At 70.3% G+C, this 21,576-nt stretch carries 14 protein-coding genes and 1 rRNA gene; 8 read left to right on the forward strand and 7 right to left on the reverse strand.

Going from position 1 to position 21,576, the window contains the following annotated elements:
* The first annotated feature begins 224 nt into the window (after positions 1 to 224).
* On the forward strand, positions 225 to 839 hold the full coding sequence (locus BN6_RS04815; protein WP_158509342.1) for an HdeD family acid-resistance protein: 615 nt from the start codon (positions 225 to 227) through the stop codon (positions 837 to 839).
* A gap of 66 nt (positions 840 to 905) precedes the next feature.
* Here BN6_RS04815 and BN6_RS04820 read toward each other — a convergent pair whose 3' ends face one another.
* The gene (locus BN6_RS04820) at positions 906 to 2,621 is read right to left on the reverse strand and encodes an NAD+ synthase (protein WP_015098421.1); all 1,716 of its coding nucleotides are present in this window, start codon (positions 2,619 to 2,621) and stop codon (positions 906 to 908) included.
* Between the two features lie 72 nt (positions 2,622 to 2,693).
* On the opposite strand from BN6_RS04820, the gene BN6_RS04825 reads away from it, so the two are divergent.
* Complete coding sequence (locus tag BN6_RS04825; protein WP_015098422.1) at positions 2,694 to 4,256, forward strand: alpha/beta hydrolase; 1,563 nt, start codon at positions 2,694 to 2,696, stop codon at positions 4,254 to 4,256.
* Positions 4,257 to 4,294: 38 nt separating this feature from the next.
* Here the strand turns inward: BN6_RS04825 and BN6_RS04830 are convergent, their stop codons facing one another.
* The gene (locus BN6_RS04830; protein WP_015098423.1) at positions 4,295 to 5,131 is read right to left on the reverse strand and encodes a helix-turn-helix transcriptional regulator; all 837 of its coding nucleotides are present in this window, start codon (positions 5,129 to 5,131) and stop codon (positions 4,295 to 4,297) included.
* Between the two features lie 104 nt (positions 5,132 to 5,235).
* Between BN6_RS04830 and BN6_RS04835 the strand changes: the two genes are divergently transcribed.
* From BN6_RS04835 to pip, 3 genes are all read left to right on the forward strand, one after another.
* Positions 5,236 to 5,985, forward strand: coding sequence for an SDR family oxidoreductase (locus BN6_RS04835; protein WP_041311953.1), 750 nt, complete (start codon positions 5,236 to 5,238; stop codon positions 5,983 to 5,985).
* A gap of 854 nt (positions 5,986 to 6,839) precedes the next feature.
* Entirely contained in the window at positions 6,840 to 7,697 is an 858-nt protein-coding gene (gene panB / locus BN6_RS04840) for a 3-methyl-2-oxobutanoate hydroxymethyltransferase (RefSeq protein WP_015098425.1), read from the forward strand.
* 89 nt (positions 7,698 to 7,786) lie between these two features.
* The gene (gene pip / locus BN6_RS04845; RefSeq protein ID WP_015098426.1) at positions 7,787 to 8,725 is read left to right on the forward strand and encodes a prolyl aminopeptidase; all 939 of its coding nucleotides are present in this window, start codon (positions 7,787 to 7,789) and stop codon (positions 8,723 to 8,725) included.
* A 131-nt stretch (positions 8,726 to 8,856) separates the two neighbouring features.
* On the opposite strand, the gene BN6_RS04850 is transcribed toward pip, so the two are convergent.
* The 5 genes from BN6_RS04850 to BN6_RS04870 form a co-directional block, all read right to left on the reverse strand.
* Positions 8,857 to 9,603, reverse strand: a complete 747-nt coding sequence (locus BN6_RS04850; RefSeq protein ID WP_015098427.1) for a helical backbone metal receptor — start codon at positions 9,601 to 9,603, stop codon at positions 8,857 to 8,859.
* Positions 9,603 to 11,015: an RNB domain-containing ribonuclease gene (locus tag BN6_RS04855; RefSeq protein WP_084672869.1), complete on the reverse strand. Its 1,413-nt coding sequence runs from the start codon at positions 11,013 to 11,015 to the stop codon at positions 9,603 to 9,605. Before BN6_RS04855 ends, BN6_RS04850 begins: the two co-directional genes overlap by 1 nt.
* Positions 11,016 to 11,061: 46 nt before the next feature.
* Positions 11,062 to 11,247, reverse strand: a complete 186-nt coding sequence (locus BN6_RS04860; RefSeq protein ID WP_041311956.1) for a hypothetical protein — start codon at positions 11,245 to 11,247, stop codon at positions 11,062 to 11,064.
* A 653-nt stretch (positions 11,248 to 11,900) separates the two neighbouring features.
* Complete coding sequence (locus BN6_RS04865; protein WP_015098430.1) at positions 11,901 to 13,421, reverse strand: MFS transporter; 1,521 nt, start codon at positions 13,419 to 13,421, stop codon at positions 11,901 to 11,903.
* Entirely contained in the window at positions 13,418 to 14,059 is a 642-nt protein-coding gene (locus BN6_RS04870) for an LppX_LprAFG lipoprotein (RefSeq protein ID WP_041311960.1), read from the reverse strand. Before BN6_RS04870 ends, BN6_RS04865 begins: the two co-directional genes overlap by 4 nt.
* A gap of 152 nt (positions 14,060 to 14,211) precedes the next feature.
* Here BN6_RS04870 and BN6_RS04875 point away from each other — a divergent pair, with 152 nt between their 5' ends.
* From BN6_RS04875 to BN6_RS04885, 3 genes are all read left to right on the forward strand, one after another.
* Positions 14,212 to 15,555, forward strand: a complete 1,344-nt coding sequence (locus tag BN6_RS04875) for a glutamine synthetase family protein (protein WP_015098432.1) — start codon at positions 14,212 to 14,214, stop codon at positions 15,553 to 15,555.
* Between the two features lie 59 nt (positions 15,556 to 15,614).
* Positions 15,615 to 19,286, forward strand: coding sequence for an FkbM family methyltransferase (locus tag BN6_RS04880; protein ID WP_148302730.1), 3,672 nt, complete (start codon positions 15,615 to 15,617; stop codon positions 19,284 to 19,286).
* 464 nt (positions 19,287 to 19,750) lie between these two features.
* Positions 19,751 to 21,266 (forward strand): 16S ribosomal RNA (locus BN6_RS04885).
* Positions 21,267 to 21,576: the final 310 nt, after the last annotated feature.

Consider the following 21,576-nt stretch of genomic DNA (forward strand, 5'->3'; position numbering starts at 1 on the left):
CGCGGGACGACGTGCGGTGACGGCGTTCCCGTCGCTCGGGTGGGCATGGAACCCCACCGCACCACCCGCCTGACGACCTGGCTCCGAACCCTGCGCCCGCGGGCCCTCCAGCCCTGCCGCACGACGGAGTCCTGCCTCGGCGCCCGGCTGTTCCGGCGTCCCGGAACGGGTGATAAGCGGGTTCGGCACTGCGCGTCGCGGGGATGAGGCGCACCCTGGTCGCCATGGCGCACTTCGAGGCTAGTCCGGGTGGCACGCCTGGTCCGACGCAGTCGCTCGCGGCGCTCGGCCAGTCGAAGGGGCTGCGGGTCACGTTCGGCGTGATCACCGTGCTGATCGGGCTGCTGGTGCTGATCTGGCCCGGCCTCACGATCCTCACCGCGGCCGTGCTCTTCGGCGTCCAACTGCTGATCACCGGCGTGTTCTGGCTGGTCAGCACGTTCACGACGGACGGCGCGGGCACCGGTCAACGGGTCCTGTTCGCGGTCGCCGGGCTGCTGTCGCTGCTCGCGGGCATCCTGTGCCTGCGCGCCCCGTTCCAGACCATCGCCGTCCTGGCGCTGCTGCTGGGCGCGATCTGGGTCGTCGGCGGCGTCGCCGAGATCTTCCACGGGTTCGGCACCAGCGGCTGGGCGGTGTTCTCCGGCGTGGTCACGGTCATCGCCGGCATCGTCGTCCTGGTCGCCCCGCTGTCCAGCATGGTCGCGCTCGCCTGGCTGTTCGGCATCACGCTGCTCGTGCTCGGCATCCTGAGCATCGCGGCCGCCGTGTCCGACGGCCGTGCCCCCGCGCCGAAGACGTCCGCGGATCACACCACCGGCCACGCCGCCCCCGCGTAGCACCACGCACGTCGGCCGGGCCTCCGCGCTGGAGGCCCGGCCGACGTGCGTGTCGACGTGCGGGTCTCAGCCCTCGCGCCACCCGCTCGTGATGGGCAGCCGGCGGTCACGGCCGAACGCCTTGAACGTGATCTTCGTGCCCGGCGGGTACTGCCGCCGCTTGTACTCGGCGCGGTCGACCATCCGCAGCACCTTGTCGACCAGCTCCGCCGCGAACCCCGCCGCGATCAGGTCGTGGTAGCCCTTGTCGCCCTCGACGTAGTCGTCCAGCACGGCGTCGAGCAGCTCGTAGTCCGGCAGCGAGTCCGCGTCGACCTGGCCCGGCCGCAGCTCCGCCGACGGCGGCTTGCTGATCGAGTTCTCCGGGATCGGCGGCAGCTCGCCCAACTTCTCCGCCTGCGCGTTGCGCCACCGCGCCAGGTCCCACACCAGCGTCTTCAACACGTCCTTGATCGGCGCGAACCCGCCCACCGCGTCGCCGTAGATCGTCGAGTAGCCGACCGCGAGCTCGGTCTTGTTGCCGGTCGCGAGCACCAGGTGGCCGTGCTGGTTGGACAGCCCCATCAGCGTCACGCCCCGGCAGCGCGCCTGCACGTTCTCCTCGGCCAGCCCGGTCAGCCCGAGCTGCCCGACGAACACCTGCACCATGTCCGCGATCGGCTGCACCTCGTAGTGCACACCGGTCCGCTGCACCAGGTCGTAGGCGTCGGACTTCGAGTGGTCCGACGAATAAACCGACGGCATCGACACGCCGTAGACCGAATCGGCACCCAGCGCGTCCACGGCCAACGCCGCCACCACCGCCGAGTCGATCCCGCCCGACAGCCCCAGCACCACCGACCGGAACCCGTTCTTGTGCGTGTAGTCGCGCAACCCGGTGACCAGCGCGTGCCACACCTCGGCCTCGTCGGACAGCGGCTCGGCCGCCGCCGGCACGGGCAGCGGCTCGTAGGCCGCCACCGGGTCCGCCGACACCGTCCGCCGCCGCACCGTGAACCCGTTGACGACACCCTCGGTCCGGGGCGCGCCACCGGGCAGGTCCAGGTCGAGAACGACCAGGTGCTCCACGAACTGCGGCGCCCGGGTCACCAGCTCACCCTCGGCGGTGACCACCATCGTGTCACCGTCGAACACGAGCTCGTCCTGCCCGCCGATCAGGTTCACGTACGCCAGCGGGGCCCGCGCCTCGACCGCCCGCCGCGCCACCAGCGGCAACCGCGCGTCGTCCTTCTCGCGCTCGTAGGGCGAGGCGTTCGGCGAGACCACCAGGTCCACCCCGGCCGCCCCGAGCGCGGCGATCGGCCCGCCGTCCTGCCACAGGTCCTCGCAGATCACCATGCCGACCTCGACCCCGTGCAGCCGCACGACGTCCAGCGCGTCACCCGGCGTGAAGTACCGCCGCTCGTCGAACACGCCGTAGTTCGGCAGGTGGTGCTTGTTCTGCCGCGCGACCACCTCGCCGCCGTGCAGCACGGCCGCTGCGTTGCGCTTGCCGTGCTCGTCGCGGTCCAGGTAGCCGACGAACACCGCGACCTCGCCGCAGCCCGCCGCGTCCAACCGCTTCGCCAACCCGGCCAGCGCCTCCCGGGACGCCTGCGCGAACGACTCCCGCAGCGCCAGGTCCTCCACCGGGTACCCGGTGAGCACCATCTCCGGGAAGACCACCAGGTGCGCGCCGGCCTCGGCGGCCTTGCGGGTCCAGTCCACGACGAGTTCGGCGTTGCCCGCCAGGTCGCCGACACAGGCGTTGACCTGGGCGAGAGCGAGTCGGAGCTGTGGCATGCAGGCATTCTCGCTCACGTGGGGCGGCCGTGGTGGACGATGTGGCCGGCGAGTCACACCTACGATCGAACCGTGCGCCGTTCCCTCACGCTGTTCCTCGTCCTGCCCGTGTTGGCGTCGTGCACGACCGTCGTGCCCGGCTCACCGACCCCGGGAACAGCGCTTGAACAGCGCGGACCCGCCGGGACCGTGCCCGCCGGCCTCGACCGGTTCTACGGCCAGCAACTCGGCTGGCAGGACTGCGCCGAGTACGCCACCACCGGAACCACCCGAACGCAGTACAAGAACAAGAAGGACATCGAGTGCGCGCGCCTGGAGGTGCCCCTCGACTACACCAAGCCCGACGGCCAGACCATCCGCATCGGCCTGCTCCGCCGGCAGGCCACCGGCGACCGCATCGGCTCGCTGGTCATCAACCCCGGCGGGCCCGGCGCGTCCGGCATGTCCGCCGCCGCGAGCCTGAGCGCCCAGGTCGGCAAGTCCGACCTCGGCACCCGCTTCGACCTCGTCGGCTTCGACCCGCGCGGCGTCGGCTCCAGCCAACCGCAGGTGCGCTGCCTCACCGACGCCGAACGCGACACCGACCGCCTCGACGTCGACATCGACACCTCGCCCGCCGGCATCGCCCAGACCGAGGCCGAGAACAAGACCTACGCCGAGAAGTGCGCCGCCACCACCGGCCCCGACCTGCTGGCCAACGTCGGCACCCGCGACGTCGTCCGCGACCTCGACGTGATGCGCTCCGCGCTCGGCGACGAGAAGCTCACCTACCTCGGCTACTCCTACGGCACGCACATCGGCGCGGGCTACGCGGCCGCGTTCCCGGCCAACGTCCGCGCGCTCGTCCTCGACGGCGCGGTCGACCCCACGCAGAACCAGGTGGAGTCGCTGATCGCCCAGGCCGCCGGGTTCCAGAAGGCGTTCGACGCGTTCTCCGCGTGGTGCGCGAAACGCCAGGACTGCGCGCTCGGCCGCGACGCCGCCGGCGCGAGCAAGGCGTTCCGCGAACTCACCCTGCCGCTCGCCCAGCGCCCGGTCGACGTCGGCCCGCGGAAGCTGTCCTACAACGACGCCATCACCGGCGCGATCCAGGCCATGTACTCCGAAGAGCTGTGGGGACCGCTCAACGCCGGCCTCACCGAGTTGAAGAACAACGACGGCGAAGTGCTGATGCAGCTCGCGGACGCGTACTACGACCGTGACAAGGACGGCAAGTACGCCACGATCACCGACGCGTTCACGGCCGTGAAGTGCGTCGACGAACCCCGCGTCACCGACCGCGCCGTGCTCGACGACGTCGCCCGCCGCTACAAGGCCGCCGCCCCGTTCCTGGACGACGGCAACCCGGCCGCCGGCGCACTCGACTCGTGCGCGTTCTGGCCGGTGCCGCCCACCGCCCAGGAGACCAAGCCGGTCACCGGCCTGCCCCCGACGCTGGTCATCTCCACCACCGGCGACCCGGCCACCCCGTACCAGGCGGGCGTCAACCTGGCGAAGGAACTCGGCGGCGGCCTGCTCACCTACGAGGGCAACCAGCACACCGTCTACCTCCAGGGCAACGAGTGCGTGGACCCCATCGGCGACGACTACCTGATCAACCTGACACTTCCCGCCGCCGGCAAGACCTGCTCCTGACGCCGCGCCTCCCACCGCCGTTCCAACGGCACTTCCGCTCAGACGTCGACCGAGGCCGACCAACTGGCGAGCAGCCTCAGCCGCTCCTCGGTCGGCGACCCCTCCCTCGCCGTGTACACCACCAGTTGCAGATCCGGATCGGCCGGGAACTTCAGCGCCTCGTAGTCCAGATCCAGGTCACCCACGACCGGGTGGTGCATCAACTTCGTGCCGTGCGTCTTCTCCAGCACTGCGTGCTGCGCCCACAACTTCCGGAACAGCTCGTCCTTCACCGACAACTCGCCGACCAGCGCCGCCAGCCGCGTGTCGTCGGGGTGCCGCCCCGCGTCCAACCGCAGCACCGCCACGGTGTCCGCCGCCACCGTCGGCCAATCCCGGTAGAACCGGCGGGCGTCCGGATCCAGGAACGCGTGCCGTGCGCTGTTCAACATGCCCGGCGCGGAATCATCGAACCCGTACAGCGCGCCCGCCAAAGCGTTCCACGCCACCATGTCCGTGCGACGGCCCATCACGAACGCGGGCACGTCGGTCAGTTGGTCGAGCAACCGCCGCAACCCCGGCCGCACCCGCTGCGGCACGGCCTTGCGCGCGGTGGTGGGCGCGGTCGTGGGCCGGACCAGGTTCCGCAGGTGGGCGCGTTCGGTGTCGTCCAGCCGCAACACGCGGGCGACCGCGTTCAGCACGGAGTCGGACACCGCCGGTGTCCGCCCCTGCTCCAGCCGCATGTAGTAGTCCACGCTCACGCCGGCCAGCAGCGCCAACTCCTCCCGGCGCAAGCCCGGCACACGGCGCCGCCCGCCGCCCGGCAGGCCCACGTCGTCCGGCCGGACGCGGGCCCGGCGGGTGCGCAGGAACTCGCCCAGGTCGTGGTTCACGCACTCCAGTATGGCCGCGCCGGCCCGCCGTAACCTGGCCCTGCCAGACCTAGGGAAAACCGGGGCCTCCGGTCGTGCGGCCGACCGCGACCACTCTTGGCCGCATGACCTACGACCTCACCAACCGCACCGCCGTTGTCACCGGAGCGGCGAGCGGCATCGGCGCCGAGATCGCCCTGCTCCTGGCCCGTTCGGGGGCTCGGGTAGCGCTGCTGTCCCGGCGCGCCGACCGCCTGGAGGACCTGGCGGACAAGATCAACGCCGCAGGCGGGCAAGCGCTTGCGGTAGCCGCGGACGTGACCCAGGACCTGACCGACGCGGTGGCTGCCGTCCACGACGCCTTCGGTCGGGTGGACGTGGTGGTGAACAACGCGGGCGTCATGCTCGCCAACCCCATCACCAACGGCCGGGCCGACGAGTGGGCGCGGATGATCGACACGAACATCGGCGGCGTGCTCAACGTGACCAGCGCGTTCACCGAGGATTTGATCGAGGCCGCGAAGACCGGTCCGGCCGACCTGGTGAACATCTCGTCGGTAGGCGCACACCTGACGTTCCCGAACTTCGCGGTGTACACGGCGACGAAAGCCGCAGTCACGCACCTGTCCGCGAACCTGCGCACCGAACTGGGCCCGAAAGACGTGCGGATCACCAACGTCGAGCCGGGCTTTACGGAGAGCGAACTGGCCGGCCACATCGACAACCCGGAGGTGCAACGGGACCTGGACACCTGGTTCGACGGAGTAGGCCGCCTGACCTCGGCGGAAGTGGCAGACGTAGTCGCCTACGCCACCAGCCGCCCCCAGCACGTGAACCTCCGCCAAATCATGGTCCTACCCACCCGCCAGGCATAACCCAACACTCCCTTTCCCGCCCGCCCATCCCTCCCAAGACCCGCGCCGAACGCCACCACAACGTCCGGCGCGGGACTCCCCACCCCTCCGCCACCCTCGCCACACCCCACCCACACCGGTGAGCACACGTCACACACCCAGGTGATCAGACCCAAAAAACGTACGGAAACACTGTTCCCGTTACTCGGTGAAGTAATGAGGCCGCACCTGAGACCCCGAACCTCCCACCACGACCCCCACCCACCCCACCCCTCGACCGCCACCCCAACCACAGCCCCAACCGCCACCCCCAACCAGCACCCCCCACCAGCACCCCTGACCGCCAGCCCTGACCGCCAGCCCCGACCGCGCCCTGGCCCGCGCCCCCCGTGCGTCGCCGCGCCCGCATCCGCGCAGCCCCGCGCCCTCGCGCCAGCCCGCGCGCTCGCGTCCACCCGCGCAGCGCTCCCGCCCGCGCTCCCGCCCGCGCTCCCGCCCGCGCTCCCGCTCGCGGAGCCCGCGTGACAACCGCGCCGCGCCGCCCGCGACAACCGCGTCCCGCGACGACCGCGCCCCGCGACGACCGCGCCCCGCGACGACCGCGCCCCGCGACGACCGCGCCGCGTGCCCTCGCGTGCCCCGCGTGACCAGCCGCGCGTCGCTCGACAGACGGTGTCCGGCCCTCCCCGTGGCGTGACCCGACCGGCGGCGGCAGGTGGCCTGTGCGGCCCTGGGTGATGTGATCCGGTCGGCAGGTGTGAAGTGACTCGCACACCTCGCACAACCAGCCCTCGCGGTGTCACGCTGGGCGGGTAACCGTGCAACAAGGCCCGGAGACCCGCGACGAAGCGGGCTTCGAGGGAGGACGGTCGACAATGACCTCTGCTGAGGTAACCGCGCCCTACGGCAGTGGGCCCAGTGCGCCCACCGCGCCGGCCAAGAAGGTGCGCATCCACCACCTGCGTGAGCTGAAGGAACGCGGCGAGCCGTGGCCCATGCTCACCGCCTACGACATGTACACCGCCGAGCTCTTCGACGAAGCGGGCATTCCCGTGCTGCTCGTCGGCGACTCCGCGTCGAACAACGTCTACGGCTACGACACGTCGCTGCCGGTCACCGTCGACGAGCTGATTCCGCTGGTTCGCGGCGTCACCCGATCGGTGAAGCGCTCCCTGGTCGTGGCCGACCTGCCGTTCGGCTCCTACCAGGTCTCCGTCGAGCAGGCCGTGGCCACCGCCGTGCGGTTCATGAAGGAAGGCCGCGCGCACGCCGTCAAGCTCGAAGGCGGCCGCCACTTCGCGCCGCACATCCAGGCGATCGTGCGGGCCGGCATTCCTGTGATGGCCCACATCGGGTTCACCCCGCAGAGTGAACATCAGCTCGGCGGTTACCGGGTGCAGGGGCGCAATGACGGGTTCGACTCGGTCGTGGCCGACGCGCGCGCCGTGCAGGAAGCCGGGGCGTTCGCGGTGGTCCTGGAGATGGTCACCGCCGAGGTGGCCAAGCAGATCACCCACGACCTGGACATCCCGACCGTCGGCATCGGCGCTGGTCCGGACACTGACGCGCAGGTCCTCGTGTGGCAGGACATGATCGGGTTGCGACGCGGCAAGGCGCCCAAGTTCGTGAAGCGGTACGCCGACATGGCCGACGTCATGCTCGGCGCGGCCCGCTCGTTCGCCGACGAGGTGCGCGGCCACCAGTTCCCCGGCCCGGAGCACACGTTCCACTGATCGGTCGACCCCCGGTTGGGGCTGTCGGGCCTGCTCGGCGGCCCCGGCGGGGTGATCATCGACCGGTCCTGGTCGGGCAGAGTAGGGGCATGTACCCCGAGATCGAGCCCTACGACCAGGGCCTGCTCGACGTCGGCGCCGGCAACCGCGTCTACTGGGAAGTGTGCGGCAACCCCTACGGCAAACCCGTGGTGTTCCTGCACGGCGGCCCCGGCGGCGGCAGTTCGCCCGCCCACCGCAGGTTGTTCGACCCGGCGGTCTACCGGATCGTGCTGCTCGACCAGCGCGGCTGCGGCCGGTCCACGCCGCACGCCGCCGGATCCGGCGCGGACCTGACCACCAACACCACCTGGCACCTCGTCGACGACCTGGAGAAGCTGCGCGAGCACCTGGGCGTCGACCGCTGGCAGGTGTTCGGCGGCTCGTGGGGTAGCACGCTCGCACTCGCATACGCCCAAACCCACCCGTCGAGGGTCACCGAACTCGTGCTGCGCGGCATCTTCACGCTCCGCCAACGCGAGCTGGACTGGTACTACGGCGGCGGTGCCGGGTTCGTGTTCCCCGAAGTGTGGGAACGGGTCACGGCGCTCGCCCCGGATGGCGACGTGATCAACACCTACGCCCAACTGCTCAACGACCCCGATCCGGCCGTGCACGAGCCGGCGGCGATCGCGTGGAGCGTGTGGGAGGGGTCCACGGTCACCTTGCGCGAACGTCCCGAGCTGGTCGCGGTGTTCGCCGAACCGCGCTACGCGCTGGCGTTCGCCCGCATCGAGAACCACTTCTTCGTCAACCGGGGCTGGCTCGACGAGGGTCAACTGCTGCGCGACGCCGGCAAGCTCGCCGGAATCCCGGGCGTCATCGTGCAGGGCCGCTACGACATGGCCACCCCCGCGACGTCCGCGTGGGAACTGCACCACGCGTGGCCGGGGTCGGAGCTGGTCATGGTGCCGGGCGCGGGACACGCGTACGACGAGCCGGGAATCCTGAAAGCACTGGTCCACGCCACCGACCGCTTCCGTTCCTGAGCATCACAGGCGTAGCGACGGCCCGAGCGGCGATCCGAACGACGATCCCGGCAGTCGGTTCAGGCGGCGGGCTCAAGCCCAGACGGCGGACGTGAGCGCCGGGGTGAGCGGTAAGCGTGAGCGGCGGCGGTTCAGATCGCGAAGGCCCGCGCCAGCTCGGATCGCGCGGCCACCAACGACGGTCCGTACCAGGTCAGGTAACGCCCGGAGACGTGCACCGGCCGCAAGTCCGGGAAGAACTGCGGCCCGTCGTCCGGAGTGAACAGGTACGGCTCGTCCGGCAGCACCACCAGCTCCGCGTCCAGCGACTGGATCTCGTCCCACGACGGCCGCGGGTACCGCTCGGCGTGGTCGGCGTACACGTTGACCACGCCGAGCCGCCGCAGCACGTCCCCGGCGAACGTGTCCCGACCGACCACCACCCAGGGCTTGCGCCACACCGGGACGACCGCGCGGAACCGAGCCGGCTCGACGTCGCGCCACACCCGTTCGGCCTCGACCAGCCAGTCGGGTTCGACGTCCCACGCCGTGCCCAACAGCCGTCGCAACGACTTGAGCGCCGCCGGAACGGTAGCCGGCGCCGCTGTCACCCACACCGGAATTCCGTTGGCGCGCAAGCGTTCCACGTCTTCGGGGCGGTTCTCCTCGCTGTTCGCGAGCACCAGGTCGGGCGCCAACGCCAGGACCCGGTCGACCTTCGGGTACTTCGACCCGCCGACCCGCGTCACGTCCAAGTCCGCAGGATGCGTGCAGTAGTCGGTGGCCCCCACCAGCACGCCGGGATCGACCGCTTCGGTGAGCGAGGGGACCAGGCTCACCACGCGTCGCGGGGCGTCCGGCAGCGGGACCGGCTCGCCGAGGTCGTCAACGGGCAGCATCAGGCGTCGACCCGGGCGAACGCGACCTTCCGGCGTTCCGGATCGGCGACCGTCAACCGGGCCCGGATCCTTTCGCCTTCAGGCAGATCGGCTCCCACGCACCGGCCCATCACGGGCGGCTGCGCGACGAACACGTCGGCTCCGTTCCCGTCGGCCCGCAGCACCACGGCGTCGAAGACCTGCCCGACCCGGTCGGCCAGGACCCACGCCTCGACCTGGTCCAAACAGGCCCGGTCCACTCTGCCCGCCACCGCGTCCGAGCCGCCCATCACCCCGGGCAGCAACGGCAGCGCCCGCCGCAACCACTGCGGAACGTCCTGGCCCGCGGTCACCGCGAGGCACACCTCGGTCGCGAACCGGTCCACCAGCCGGCGCAACGGCGCGGTGACGTGCGTGTACGGGGCGGCGACGCCGGCGTGCGTGGTGACCGGCGGGATCTCGCCGTCGAACGCGGTGTAACCCGCGCCCCGCAACAACCTCGTCGCGTCCACGAAGAGCGCCAGCGACTCCGGCCGCGCCGGGTCCAACCCGGCCAGCAGCCGCGCCGGCGTGACGCCGTCCGGCCACGGCACGCCCAACGCGCTGGCCGACCGCCGGAGCGCGTCGACCGCCGTGTCGTCCGCGTCGGGCAACGTCCGCAGCACCCCGACCTTCGCGTCCAGCATGATCTTGGCCGCGGACATCCCGGTCAGCAGCGAGATCTCGGCGTTCCAGGCGTCCACGTCGACGCGCGGGCGGACGACCAGCTTCCAGTCGCCGTCCCCGTTGGGCACGATCTCCTGCTCCGGCAACCGCAACTCGACCGCGCCGCGCTCCGTGGCCCGCTCCCGGCGCAACCGCCCGAAGTCGGCCAACGCCTCGATCGACGGGTGCGGCGTGCCGGCGTCGAAAGCCGCCTGCACGCTGTCGTAGTCGAACTGGGCCGTCGACCGCACCATGGCCCGCCGGACCCGCACGTCAACCGGCTCGCCGCCGGCGCCGCACTCGAACGTCCACAGCACAGCGGGCCGGGTCTGCGACGGGAGGAGACTCGCCGCGCCTTCGGACAGGACGGTCGGGTGCAGCGGAACGTTGCCGTCCGGCAGGTAGAGGGTCTGCCCGCGCCGCCGGACCTCGGCGTCCAGCGCGCCGTCCGGCACGACGAACACCCCGAGGTCCGCGATCGCGTAGTGCACCCGAAACCCGCGCCCGACCCGTTCCACGAGTACGGCCTGGTCGAGGTCTTTCGCGCCCGGCGGATCGATGGTCACCAACGGCAACGCCGTGGCGTCCTCCCGCTGCCCGACCGCGACATCACGCCCGACCGCCTGCTCGGCCTCGGCCAGCACCGCGGCCGGAAACTCCGAGGGCAACCCGAACTCGGCCCGAATACCGCTGAAGTCCAGGTCCGCCCGCCCGGTACGGATCACCATCGAGGCCACGTGTGCACCTTAACCCGCCCAAGCACCCGAACCCGGCCTATTTCCCCTTCCACTTCCGGTCGGCCTCGTCCTCGGACTCGGTCCGCTCACGCGCGAGCTCCAACGCCCGCCGAGCCGTCGCCTCGTCCGGGTAAGGCCCCATCCGGTCCCCGCCACGACAGCCGACACCCTTCTCGGCCGTCTGGTGGGTCAGGCAGTAGTACCAGGCATTCGGATCACCCATATGTCCAGGCTGACATGCGCGGCTCCGCATGTCATGTCCGGCCACCCACAAGATCCAGCGCAACGGACCGGTGCCAGCCGCAGGCGGCCGTCGAGCATGCGGCGGCGGTGTACGGCGGCGGCGTCGCACGCGACGGTGGCGGTGGCGGCGGCATGCGGCGACGGCTGCGGCGGTGGCGTGCGGCATGCGGTGGCGTGCGGCGGCGCGTGGCGGCGCGTGACGGCGCGTGACGGGCGGGTGCCCGGCTGCCGGGCGGGCCGCTGCGCGCGCGGCAGCCGGCCGGAGCCGGTGGGGGCGGCCGGCCGCTGCGTGTGGCGGGCGGCTGGGTCCGGTTGGGGCGGCAGCCTGGCGCGAAGTCGGCGCGGGCGGTCGGGCCGGGGGTGGCCGTCGGGAGCGCGGCGGTGGTGGGGCCGTGGGCGTTCGCCTGCGTCGGGCGGGTGTCGCGTTCGGCGGCGTGCTCGGCGGCGTGTTCGGGCGCGCGTTCCGTCTACGGGCTGGGGTGGCTGCGTGTGTCGTGCGGCGGGGGTGGGTCTGGAGTGTCTTCGGGGTGGGGGAGTGGTGGGCGGAGTGGGGATGGAGTGGTGGGTGGCTCGCGGGGTTCGATATCTCACCGAGTATCGGGAACAGTGTTTCCGTACGTTTTTTGGGATTGATCACCCGGTCCGGGGACGTGTGGCGGTGAGATCGGGGGACGAGGTCTTGGCCGGCAGCAGGAGGGCCAGGGCGGCTCCCGCCGCGCAGATGACGGCTGTGATCAGGAAGATCTCGTGGTACTCCGTCAGCAGCGCCTCGGTCAGCGCCCGCTGGTACTGCTCCGCCTGGCGTGTGAACTCCGCCGGCTCCACGCCGAACGGCAGCGGGGTGTTCAGGTTCGCCGTCAGCTCGCGGAAGCGGTGCAGGCCCCAGGCCGACAGGGCCGCCACGCCCACCAGCATCCCGGTCATCCTCGCCACCACGACGGCCGCCGACGCGACACCGTGCTGGGTCGCCGGCACCACGCGCAGGACCGCCGCCGACACCGGCGCGATCACCAGGCCCAGCCCGAACCCCGCCACCACCAGGTCGCGGTCGAGGGTGGACGACGGCACGTCGGCCGGCCACCGCGAGATCAGCACGTACGCCACCCCGGCCAGCGCCATCCCGACCACCGCCACCCACCGGTCGCCGACGCGGCTCGCCAGCCACCCGCCGAGCAGCGCCCCGACCGGCAGCGCGATCAGGAACCTCGCCAACAACGCCACGGCCGCCGCCGAATCCAGCCGCAGCACCGTCTGCGCGAACAGCTCGACGTCCACCAACGTCACCATCAACGCCGCCCCGGCCGCCAGCGACACGCCCAACGACGCCAGGAACGGCCGCATCACCACCCCGGTCGGGTCGAGCAGCCGCACCGGCGACCGCTTCTCCCACCAGACGAACCCGCCGAACACGGCCACCGCGCCGCCGAGCGCGGGCCAGCCCCACGGCGGCAGGACGGCGTGCTCGGGATCCGGGTTGTACAGGCCCACCACGAGCAACCCCAGCGACAACGCCAGCAGCGCGCCGCCGACGACGTCGATCCGCACCGGCCGACCCGAGCCGCCGGGCACCGTGCGCTGCACCACCAGCATCGCCACCGCCGCCAGCGGCAGGTTCACCCAGAACACCCACCGCCAGCTCTGCGGCTCCAGCGACTCGAACACCGACCACGCGTTGAACAGCGACGCCACCCCGACGCCGTACAGCGTCCCGAGCACGCTGCCCAACTCCTGCGCCGCGCCGACCACGCCCAGCGCCCCGGCCCGCCGCCGCTCGTCCCACAGGTCGCCGACCAGCGCCATCGTCACGGGCAGCAGCGCGCCACCGGCCAGCCCCTGCACGACCCGGCCCGCGACCAGCAGCGGCAGGTCGCCCGCCAGGGCGGTGACCGCCGAGCCGACGGCGAACCCGGCCAGGCACAGGTGCAGCACGGTCCGCCGGCCGAACCGGTCGGACAGCTGGCCCAGCAGCGGCATCCCGGCCACGTAGCCCAGCAGGTAACCGGTCACCACCGGGGTCGCGCGCTCCAGGTGGTTCACCGGGATGCCCAGGTCCCGCACCATGTCGACCAGGACGCCGACCACCACGTACGCGTCCAGCGCGCCGAGCAGGACGGCGAGCGCCCCCGCGCCGATCGCCAGCCGCCGGGAGCTCATGTCGGCGGGGCGACGGTGAACGTCTTGTTCAGGTCGGTCAGCGCCATGGTCACCTTCGCGCCGCCGGACAGCTCGAACACGGCGTCGGCCAGCTTGTCGTCCTTGAGCGTGAACGTCGCCTTGACGTCGCCGCCGATCCCGGGCACCAGGCCCGCCACGACGTCCTTGGGCACGGTCGCCTCGACCACGTGCCCGCCGTTCTCGGCGCTGACCGTCTTCGCGTCCTTCGCGCTGGCCAGCACCTTCGCCACGCCCTTGTCCGGGTCGAGGATGGCGGTCGGGTCGTAGACCTGGCCGGCCAGCGCGGCGGGCAGCTTGCTGAACCCGCCGGTCGGCCCCTTGAAGTAGAGGTCGCGCCCGACCAGCACGTACTCCACCTCCAGGAGCTGGCCGAACTGCTCGACCTTGGCCCGGCCCTTCGACTCGCCCTTCGCGTTCAGATCACCTTCGGCGTCCTTCACTGTCACGTCGGGCAGCTCGCCGTCGACCTTGATGGTGAAGTGCGTGCTGCTCACCGAGCGCATGGCGGCGGCCGACCTGCCCACCAGGTCGGACCCGGCGGGCAGGTCGCCGGACGACGACGAGCAGCCGGCCAGCAGCAGGGCGAGCGCGCCAACCAGGACGCGACGACGGGACATGCGCAGATCGTAGATCCACCTACCTGAGAACACTCTCAAATCGACCGGCACCGTCACCTGACCTGCGGGTTGTCCGCGAGCCACCCCTGTCCGCGGCGCGTTCCCGCGAGTCGGCAACGCGGCGGTCGCCGGCTTTACCTAGGCTTCGTGCCATGAACCGCCAGCAGGAGTTCGTGCTCCGCACCCTCGAGGAACGGGACATCCGGTTCGTCCGGCTCTGGTTCACCGACGTGCTGGGCTTCCTGAAGTCCGTCGCGGTGGCGCCCGCCGAGCTCGAAGGGGCCTTCAGCGAGGGCATCGGCTTCGACGGCTCGGCCATCGAGGGCTTCGCGCGGGTCTACGAGTCGGACATGGTGGCCAAGCCCGACCCGTCCACGTTCCAGGTGCTGCCGTGGCAGACGCCGGACAAGGCGAACTACTCGGCGCGGATGTTCTGCGACATCGCGATGCCGGACGGCTCGCCGTCGTGGGCCGACCCGAGGCACGTCCTGCGCCGCACCCTGGCCAAGGCCAGCGAGGCCGGTTTCACCTGCTACGTGCACCCGGAGATGGAGTTCTTCCTGCTGAAGAACCTCCCGGACGACGGCAGCGAGCCGATCCCCGCGGACAACGGCGGCTTCTTCGACCAGACCAGCCACGAGACGGCCACGCACTTCCGCCGGCACGCCATCGAGGCGCTGGAGGCGATGGGCATCTCGGTGGAGTTCAGCCACCACGAGGGCGCGCCCGGCCAGCAGGAGATCGACCTGCGCTACGCCGACGCGCTGACCATGGCGGACAACGTCATGACGTTCCGGTACGTGGTGCGCGAGGTCGCGATCACGCAGGGCGTCAGGGCGAGCTTCATGCCCAAGCCGTTCTCCGACCAGCCCGGCTCGGGCATGCACACGCACGTCAGCCTGTTCGAGGGCGACCGCAACGCGTTCTACGACGCCGAGGACCCCTACCAGCTCTCGGAGACCGGTAAGGCGTTCGTCGCGGGCCTTCTCAGGCACGCCCGTGAGATCTCCGGTGTCACGAACCAGTGGGTGAACTCGTACAAGCGGCTCATCGTCGGCGGTGAAGCGCCCACGGCCGTGTGCTGGGGTCACGCGAACCGCTCCGCGCTGGTGCGCGTCCCGATGTACTCGCCGGGCAAGTCGTCGTCCCGACGGGTGGAGATCCGTTCGCTGGACTCCGCGTGCAACCCGTACCTCGCGTACGCGGTGATCCTCGCCGCGGGCCTCAAGGGCGTGGAGAAGGGCTACGAGCTCCCGCCGCCGGCCGAGGACGACGTGTGGTCGTTGACCGACCGCGAACGCCGTGCCGCCGGGTACGCCAACCTGCCGCAGAACCTGGGTGAGGCGTTGGTCGAGATGGAGAACTCCGAACTGCTGCCCGAAGCGCTGGGCGAGCACGTCTACGACTTCTTCCTCCGCAACAAGCGCACGGAGTGGGACGCCTACCGGCGCAGCGTCACGCCTTACGAGCTCCGCACACTGCTGCCGGTCCTGTGAAGGGAAAACCCGTGCGGGTGTTCCACACCGGGCATTCGGAGAAGCTAGGTTTGCAGACCGTGACCGAGGTGCCCGCGAGTTCGGAAGCCCGTCCCACCCTGATCGCGTGCACGGTGGCCACCGCCGCCGAACTGCCCGCGGTGAAGGTGCTGTCCGGGTCGTTCCTGGCCAACCACCCCGAGGCGCGGTTCGTCGCGCTCGTCGTGGACGCCCTGCCGGAGCACTCCGGCCCCGGCCTGGTGACGCCCGCCGACCTCGGGGTGCGCCCCGAGGAGCTGGCCGAACTGGCGACCGGCTGCACCGCGCGGCAGCTGTGCGGCTTGTTGCGCCCGCGGCTGCTGGAGCAGTTGCTCGGCCAGGGCATCCCGGTGCTCTACCTCGACCCGTGGGTGCAGGTCCTGGCCCCGGTGTCGGACCGGGTACTCGACGCCGTGCAGCGCGGCCCGTTGGTGCTGCTGCCGCGCGCGCTGCGCCCGCTGCCCGACGACGGTCTGCGGCCCACCCCGACCGAACTGCTGGAGACCGGCGTGTTCGACCCCGGTTTCCTGGTGGTCGCGCCCGGCGCGGAGCCGTTCCTGCGCTCTCTTGAAGAGCAGCTGCGGCGCACACCGGACGCCACGAAGGCCGTGCTCGACATGGCTCCTGCGTTGGTCAGCCTGGACGTGCTGCGGGACGCCACGATCGGCTTGTCGGCGTGGAACGCGAGTCAACGCGACCTGCACCGCCTGGACGACGGCACGGTGACCGTTCTCGGCGAACCGCTGCGCACGGTCCACTTCGAGGGTTTCGACCCCGGCCGCCCGTGGCTGCTGTCGGCGGCGTTCGCCGACCGCCCCCGGGTGCTGCTGTCCGAACACCCCGACCTCGCCGAGCTGTGCACCGCCTACCGGGGTGAGCTGGTGCGGCGCGGCTACACGCCGGTGCCGGTGCGCTACGGCTTCGGCCAGCTCCCCGACGGCACGCCCATCCCGGACGAGCTGCGCGTCGACTACCGGGACGCCGCGCGCGGCAACCCCGGCTCGGTGTTCGACCCCGCTCACTTCGTGCACGAGAAGCCAGCCGAAGGCCAGGTCAACGGGGCCAAGGTGGATCTGCCGCACCCGCCCGCCGCGTTCGGCCCGGACGGTGGCGCCGGCTTCTTGGCGTGGGCCTGCTCGCCCGCGCCCGACCTGCCCGGCAGCACCCGCTGGGCGGCCGCGCTGTGGCGCGGTGACCAGGCGTTGCGCACCCAGTTCCCGGAGCCGTTCGGCGCGAACGCCGCGGCCTTCCGCGACTGGTGCGCGGGTCCGGGCGTGGCCACCGGCCGGCTGCCGGTGCCCGCCGTGCCCAGCTCCCGCGCCGAGACGCCGGTCCTGCTCGACCAGCTCGGCGTGTCCGTGCTCGGCTCCGGCCCGGTCGCCGACCTGGTCCAGGCCGCCGCCCGCGCCTCCGGTCTGCCCACGTCGACCACCATCGGCTACCCGGTCGTGGTGCGGGTCGGCCGTGCCGTGCCCGTGCCCCACGGTCGGTTCGTGGTCGACTACCGCTTGGACGAGGGTCCCGCGCCGGACGCGAACGAGCTGTGGGTGCCGTCCGAGGCGACCCGCGCCGCCGTAGAGCGCACCGGCGGGCCCGCGGTCCGGGTCCTGCCGCTGCCCGTGCCCGAACAGGACGCCTACGAGCCGGACGACCACGAAGGAGTGATCTTCGGGGCGCTCGCCGACCACGCCGTCGACCGCGAGGGCAACGTCATCGGCGCGGTGTCCGCGTTCCTCAGCGCGTTCACCGACCGCCCGGACGTCACCCTCCGGATCGCCGTGACCGGCGCGGACGCCCACCCGGAGGCCGCCGAACGGCTCCGCCTGGCCACCGCCACCGACCCGCGCATCGAACTGGTCGCCGAACTCGGCCCGGTCGACTGCCTGATCTCGCTGCACCGCGGCCGGGGCGACCGGATCACCGCCGCGCTCGCCGCGCACGCCGCGCGAGGCGTCCCGATCCTCACCCCAGACCAGGGGCCTGTCGCCGAACTGTTCGACAAGCAGTCCGTTGTCTACGTCCCGTGCCGGCAAGGCGCCGAACCGGACGCACAGGCCGCCGTGAAACTGCTGCGCGCGCTCGCCGACGACCTGCCCGCAGCGCGCGCTATCGGCGCGAAGGGCCGTGAACGCCTGGAAAGCCGCACGGTCGCCCGAATCGGCGACATCATGCGTGAACGCGTCGAACACGCCTATCGCGCGTGGCGCGCGCGCCGTGTCGCCGCGAACCCGAGTCCCGCCGTGGACCCGATGAAGGCGCTGCACTCGGCGAAGCACGCGCTGCTGCGCCAGCCCGACGTCGGTGTGGCCAGCCGCACGCCCATGGCACCGCAGCTGCGCAAGATGGTGCTGCGCGTCCTGGACCACCACGACAACCACATGCGCGATGTACTCGCGTCCCTTGTGGACGGTGTCGAGCGCACGGTGTCCGAACTCGTGCGCCGGCAGGACGATCTGTCGACCGGCATCGGCCTCGGCGAACTGGAGATGCTGCGGTCGGAGATCGAGCAACACCTGGAAACCCAGGGACAGCTCTCCGATCAGCTCCTCGGCCTGGACGACGGCGTCGTGCGGGTGCGCGCCGACATGGCGGGACAAGGCAGGCGGCTGCGCGAGATCGAAGACGCCGTCGTCGCGGAAGCGGGCAAACGCGCCAAGTCCAGTGACGCGCTCGCGCAGCGCATCGACAAGCTCGCCGTCGCGTTGGAGCGGACGCTCGACCGCATCGACAACCTGGAGTCCAAGGTCGTCGACGTGCTGCGGGAACGGGACACCCGGCTCGACTACGGGATGCGTGCCGCGAACCAGGCGCAGCAGACCGCGGACGCGTTGCGGCGCGTAGTGGTGCGTGAGCACGAACGGCACAGCGAGAACGTGCCCGACGTGCGCAGCTCTCTCGTGCTGACCGAGGTGGGCTTGTTGCGACTGCCGTCCGACGACGCGTTCATGCTGCCGATGCTGTCCAGCAACGGCGTGTGGGAGCCGGACCTGTCGGAGCTCATGGACTCCGTGATCGAACCCGATGGGATCTTCCTCGACGTCGGCGCGTACGTGGGCTACCAGACCGTGCGCATGCTGAGCCGGTTCGGTACAGCGGGTGCCGTGGTCGCCGTGGAGCCGTGTACGTCCGCGCGGGACCTGCTCCGCCACAACGTCGAGGTCAACCTGCCTGAACGCATCGCGGACCGGCTCGTCGTCGTGGACGCCGCCGCGTGGGAGAGCGTCGGCGAACTCGCCACGCAGCCCGCGCTCACCGGTGGCGTGTCCGTGGCACCGCTGCCGGCCGACGCGCCGGAGGGGACGCCGAAGGTGCGCGCGGCCCGGCTCGACAAGGAGCTGGAAGCCGTACCCGCGTTGCACGGGATGAAGCTCTCCGTGGTGCGCGTCGACGCACCGGGTCGTGGGCACCGCGCATTGGCCGGACTAGTGCGCCTGCTGCGCCGGGATCGTCCGCACGTGTTCCTGGAGTTCTCCGCGACCGCGACGGAGGGATTCGGCGACGATCCGGTCACGGTCTTGAAGGAGTTCCGGATCTGGGGCTACGACCTGGTGCCGGTCGCGACCCGCGCGTCGGCGTCGCCGGAGCAGATCGTGGCCGCGATGGAGGGGATGCGGACCATCTCGCTGTGGCTGCGCCCCCGCCCGATCCAGGCTCCGGCACCCGGCCCGCAGGTCGCCGTGCCGCTCCGGCAGCCCGCTGACCAGGCGATTTGACTTCTGATCAGGTCATGAGTAACTTTTGCCGAGTCGCCAGGCAGGACCTCGGAACGAGCGGTTGACACCGCGAATCGGGCCGGGTAGAGTACTGCGGCGTCACTCCAAGAAGCGAATAAGCAGTCTAAGCGGCTGCCTCGGTTCCACTGGAGAAACAAAGAACTGAATGCGAAGCGAGTTTGACGCGGAGCCGAGAAGCCGAAACCGGCCGATTTGACACCGCGAAAACGAACGAGCTAAGCTTCCAGCAACACAAACGGAAACACCAGCCCCGGAATGAGCTGCGGTAGAACGCGGGTCAGGATGGTGAGCGCGTGTTCTTTGAGAACTCAACAGCGTGCCGAATAGCCAGTAAATTTATGAACCTCGTCAAGAGGTTTCCTTTGAGATTGACTGGACAACTGACATTAGTGGGCCGTTTGCGGTCTGCGAGTCAGTGTTGTCCGAGCGATCAAACACAATCCTTATTGGAGAGTTTGATCCTGGCTCAGGACGAACGCTGGCGGCGTGCTTAACACATGCAAGTCGAGCGGTAAGGCCCTTCGGGGTACACGAGCGGCGAACGGGTGAGTAACACGTGGGTAACCTGCCCTGTACTCCGGGATAAGCCTGGGAAACTAGGTCTAATACCGGATACGACCCCATGGGGCATCTTGTGGGGTGGAAAGTTCCGGCGGTATGGGATGGACCCGCGGCCTATCAGCTTGTTGGTGGGGTGATGGCCTACCAAGGCGACGACGGGTAGCCGGCCTGAGAGGGTGACCGGCCACACTGGGACTGAGACACGGCCCAGACTCCTACGGGAGGCAGCAGTGGGGAATATTGCACAATGGGCGAAAGCCTGATGCAGCGACGCCGCGTGAGGGATGACGGCCTTCGGGTTGTAAACCTCTTTCAGCAGGGACGAAGCGTGAGTGACGGTACCTGCAGAAGAAGCACCGGCTAACTACGTGCCAGCAGCCGCGGTAATACGTAGGGTGCGAGCGTTGTCCGGAATTATTGGGCGTAAAGAGCTCGTAGGCGGTTTGTTGCGTCGGCCGTGAAAACTTCACGCTTAACGTGGAGCCTGCGGTCGATACGGGCAGACTTGAGTTCGGCAGGGGAGACTGGAATTCCTGGTGTAGCGGTGAAATGCGCAGATATCAGGAGGAACACCGGTGGCGAAGGCGGGTCTCTGGGCCGATACTGACGCTGAGGAGCGAAAGCGTGGGGAGCGAACAGGATTAGATACCCTGGTAGTCCACGCCGTAAACGGTGGGTGCTAGGTGTGGGGGGCTTCCACGTCCTCCGTGCCGCAGCTAACGCATTAAGCACCCCGCCTGGGGAGTACGGCCGCAAGGCTAAAACTCAAAGGAATTGACGGGGGCCCGCACAAGCGGCGGAGCATGTGGATTAATTCGATGCAACGCGAAGAACCTTACCTGGGCTTGACATGCACCGGAAACCTGCAGAGATGTAGGCCTCTTCGGACTGGTGTACAGGTGGTGCATGGCTGTCGTCAGCTCGTGTCGTGAGATGTTGGGTTAAGTCCCGCAACGAGCGCAACCCTCGTTCCATGTTGCCAGCGCGTTATGGCGGGGACTCATGGGAGACTGCCGGGGTCAACTCGGAGGAAGGTGGGGATGACGTCAAGTCATCATGCCCCTTATGTCCAGGGCTTCACACATGCTACAATGGCCGGTACAGAGGGCTGCTAAGCCGTGAGGTGGAGCGAATCCCACAAAGCCGGTCTCAGTTCGGATCGGGGTCTGCAACTCGACCCCGTGAAGTCGGAGTCGCTAGTAATCGCAGATCAGCAACGCTGCGGTGAATACGTTCCCGGGCCTTGTACACACCGCCCGTCACGTCACGAAAGTCGGTAACACCCGAAGCCCGTGGCCCAACCCGTAAGGGGGGGAGCGGTCGAAGGTGGGACTGGCGATTGGGACGAAGTCGTAACAAGGTAGCCGTACCGGAAGGTGCGGCTGGATCACCTCCTTTCTAAGGAGCATTCTGCGGAGCCCGTTTCGGTGGGTTCCGGAGGGCCTCGCCTGCGGCGGATGATCGCAGGGTGGTTGCTCATATGATGTGGATGCTGGCTAGTGCAGAGCTTCGGGTTGTCGATGGAGTCAGTACTGTCCCTCCGGGGGCGTGGAAGGGTCTGTCGAGGGTCAAGGGTTTCTGTTCGGTACGCTGTTGGGTCCTGAGGGAACACGTGTTTCGTGTTTTCTTCGGCGAGAAACGACAGGACGGTCTCCGTCCGCGTACCGCCCGGTGTTGAGTCGGGTTGGCGTGGGCTGTGTGGGATGGT

Origin of the sequence: Saccharothrix espanaensis DSM 44229 (assembly GCF_000328705.1) — a bacterium.
GTDB classification, from domain to species: domain Bacteria; phylum Actinomycetota; class Actinomycetes; order Mycobacteriales; family Pseudonocardiaceae; genus Actinosynnema; species Actinosynnema espanaense.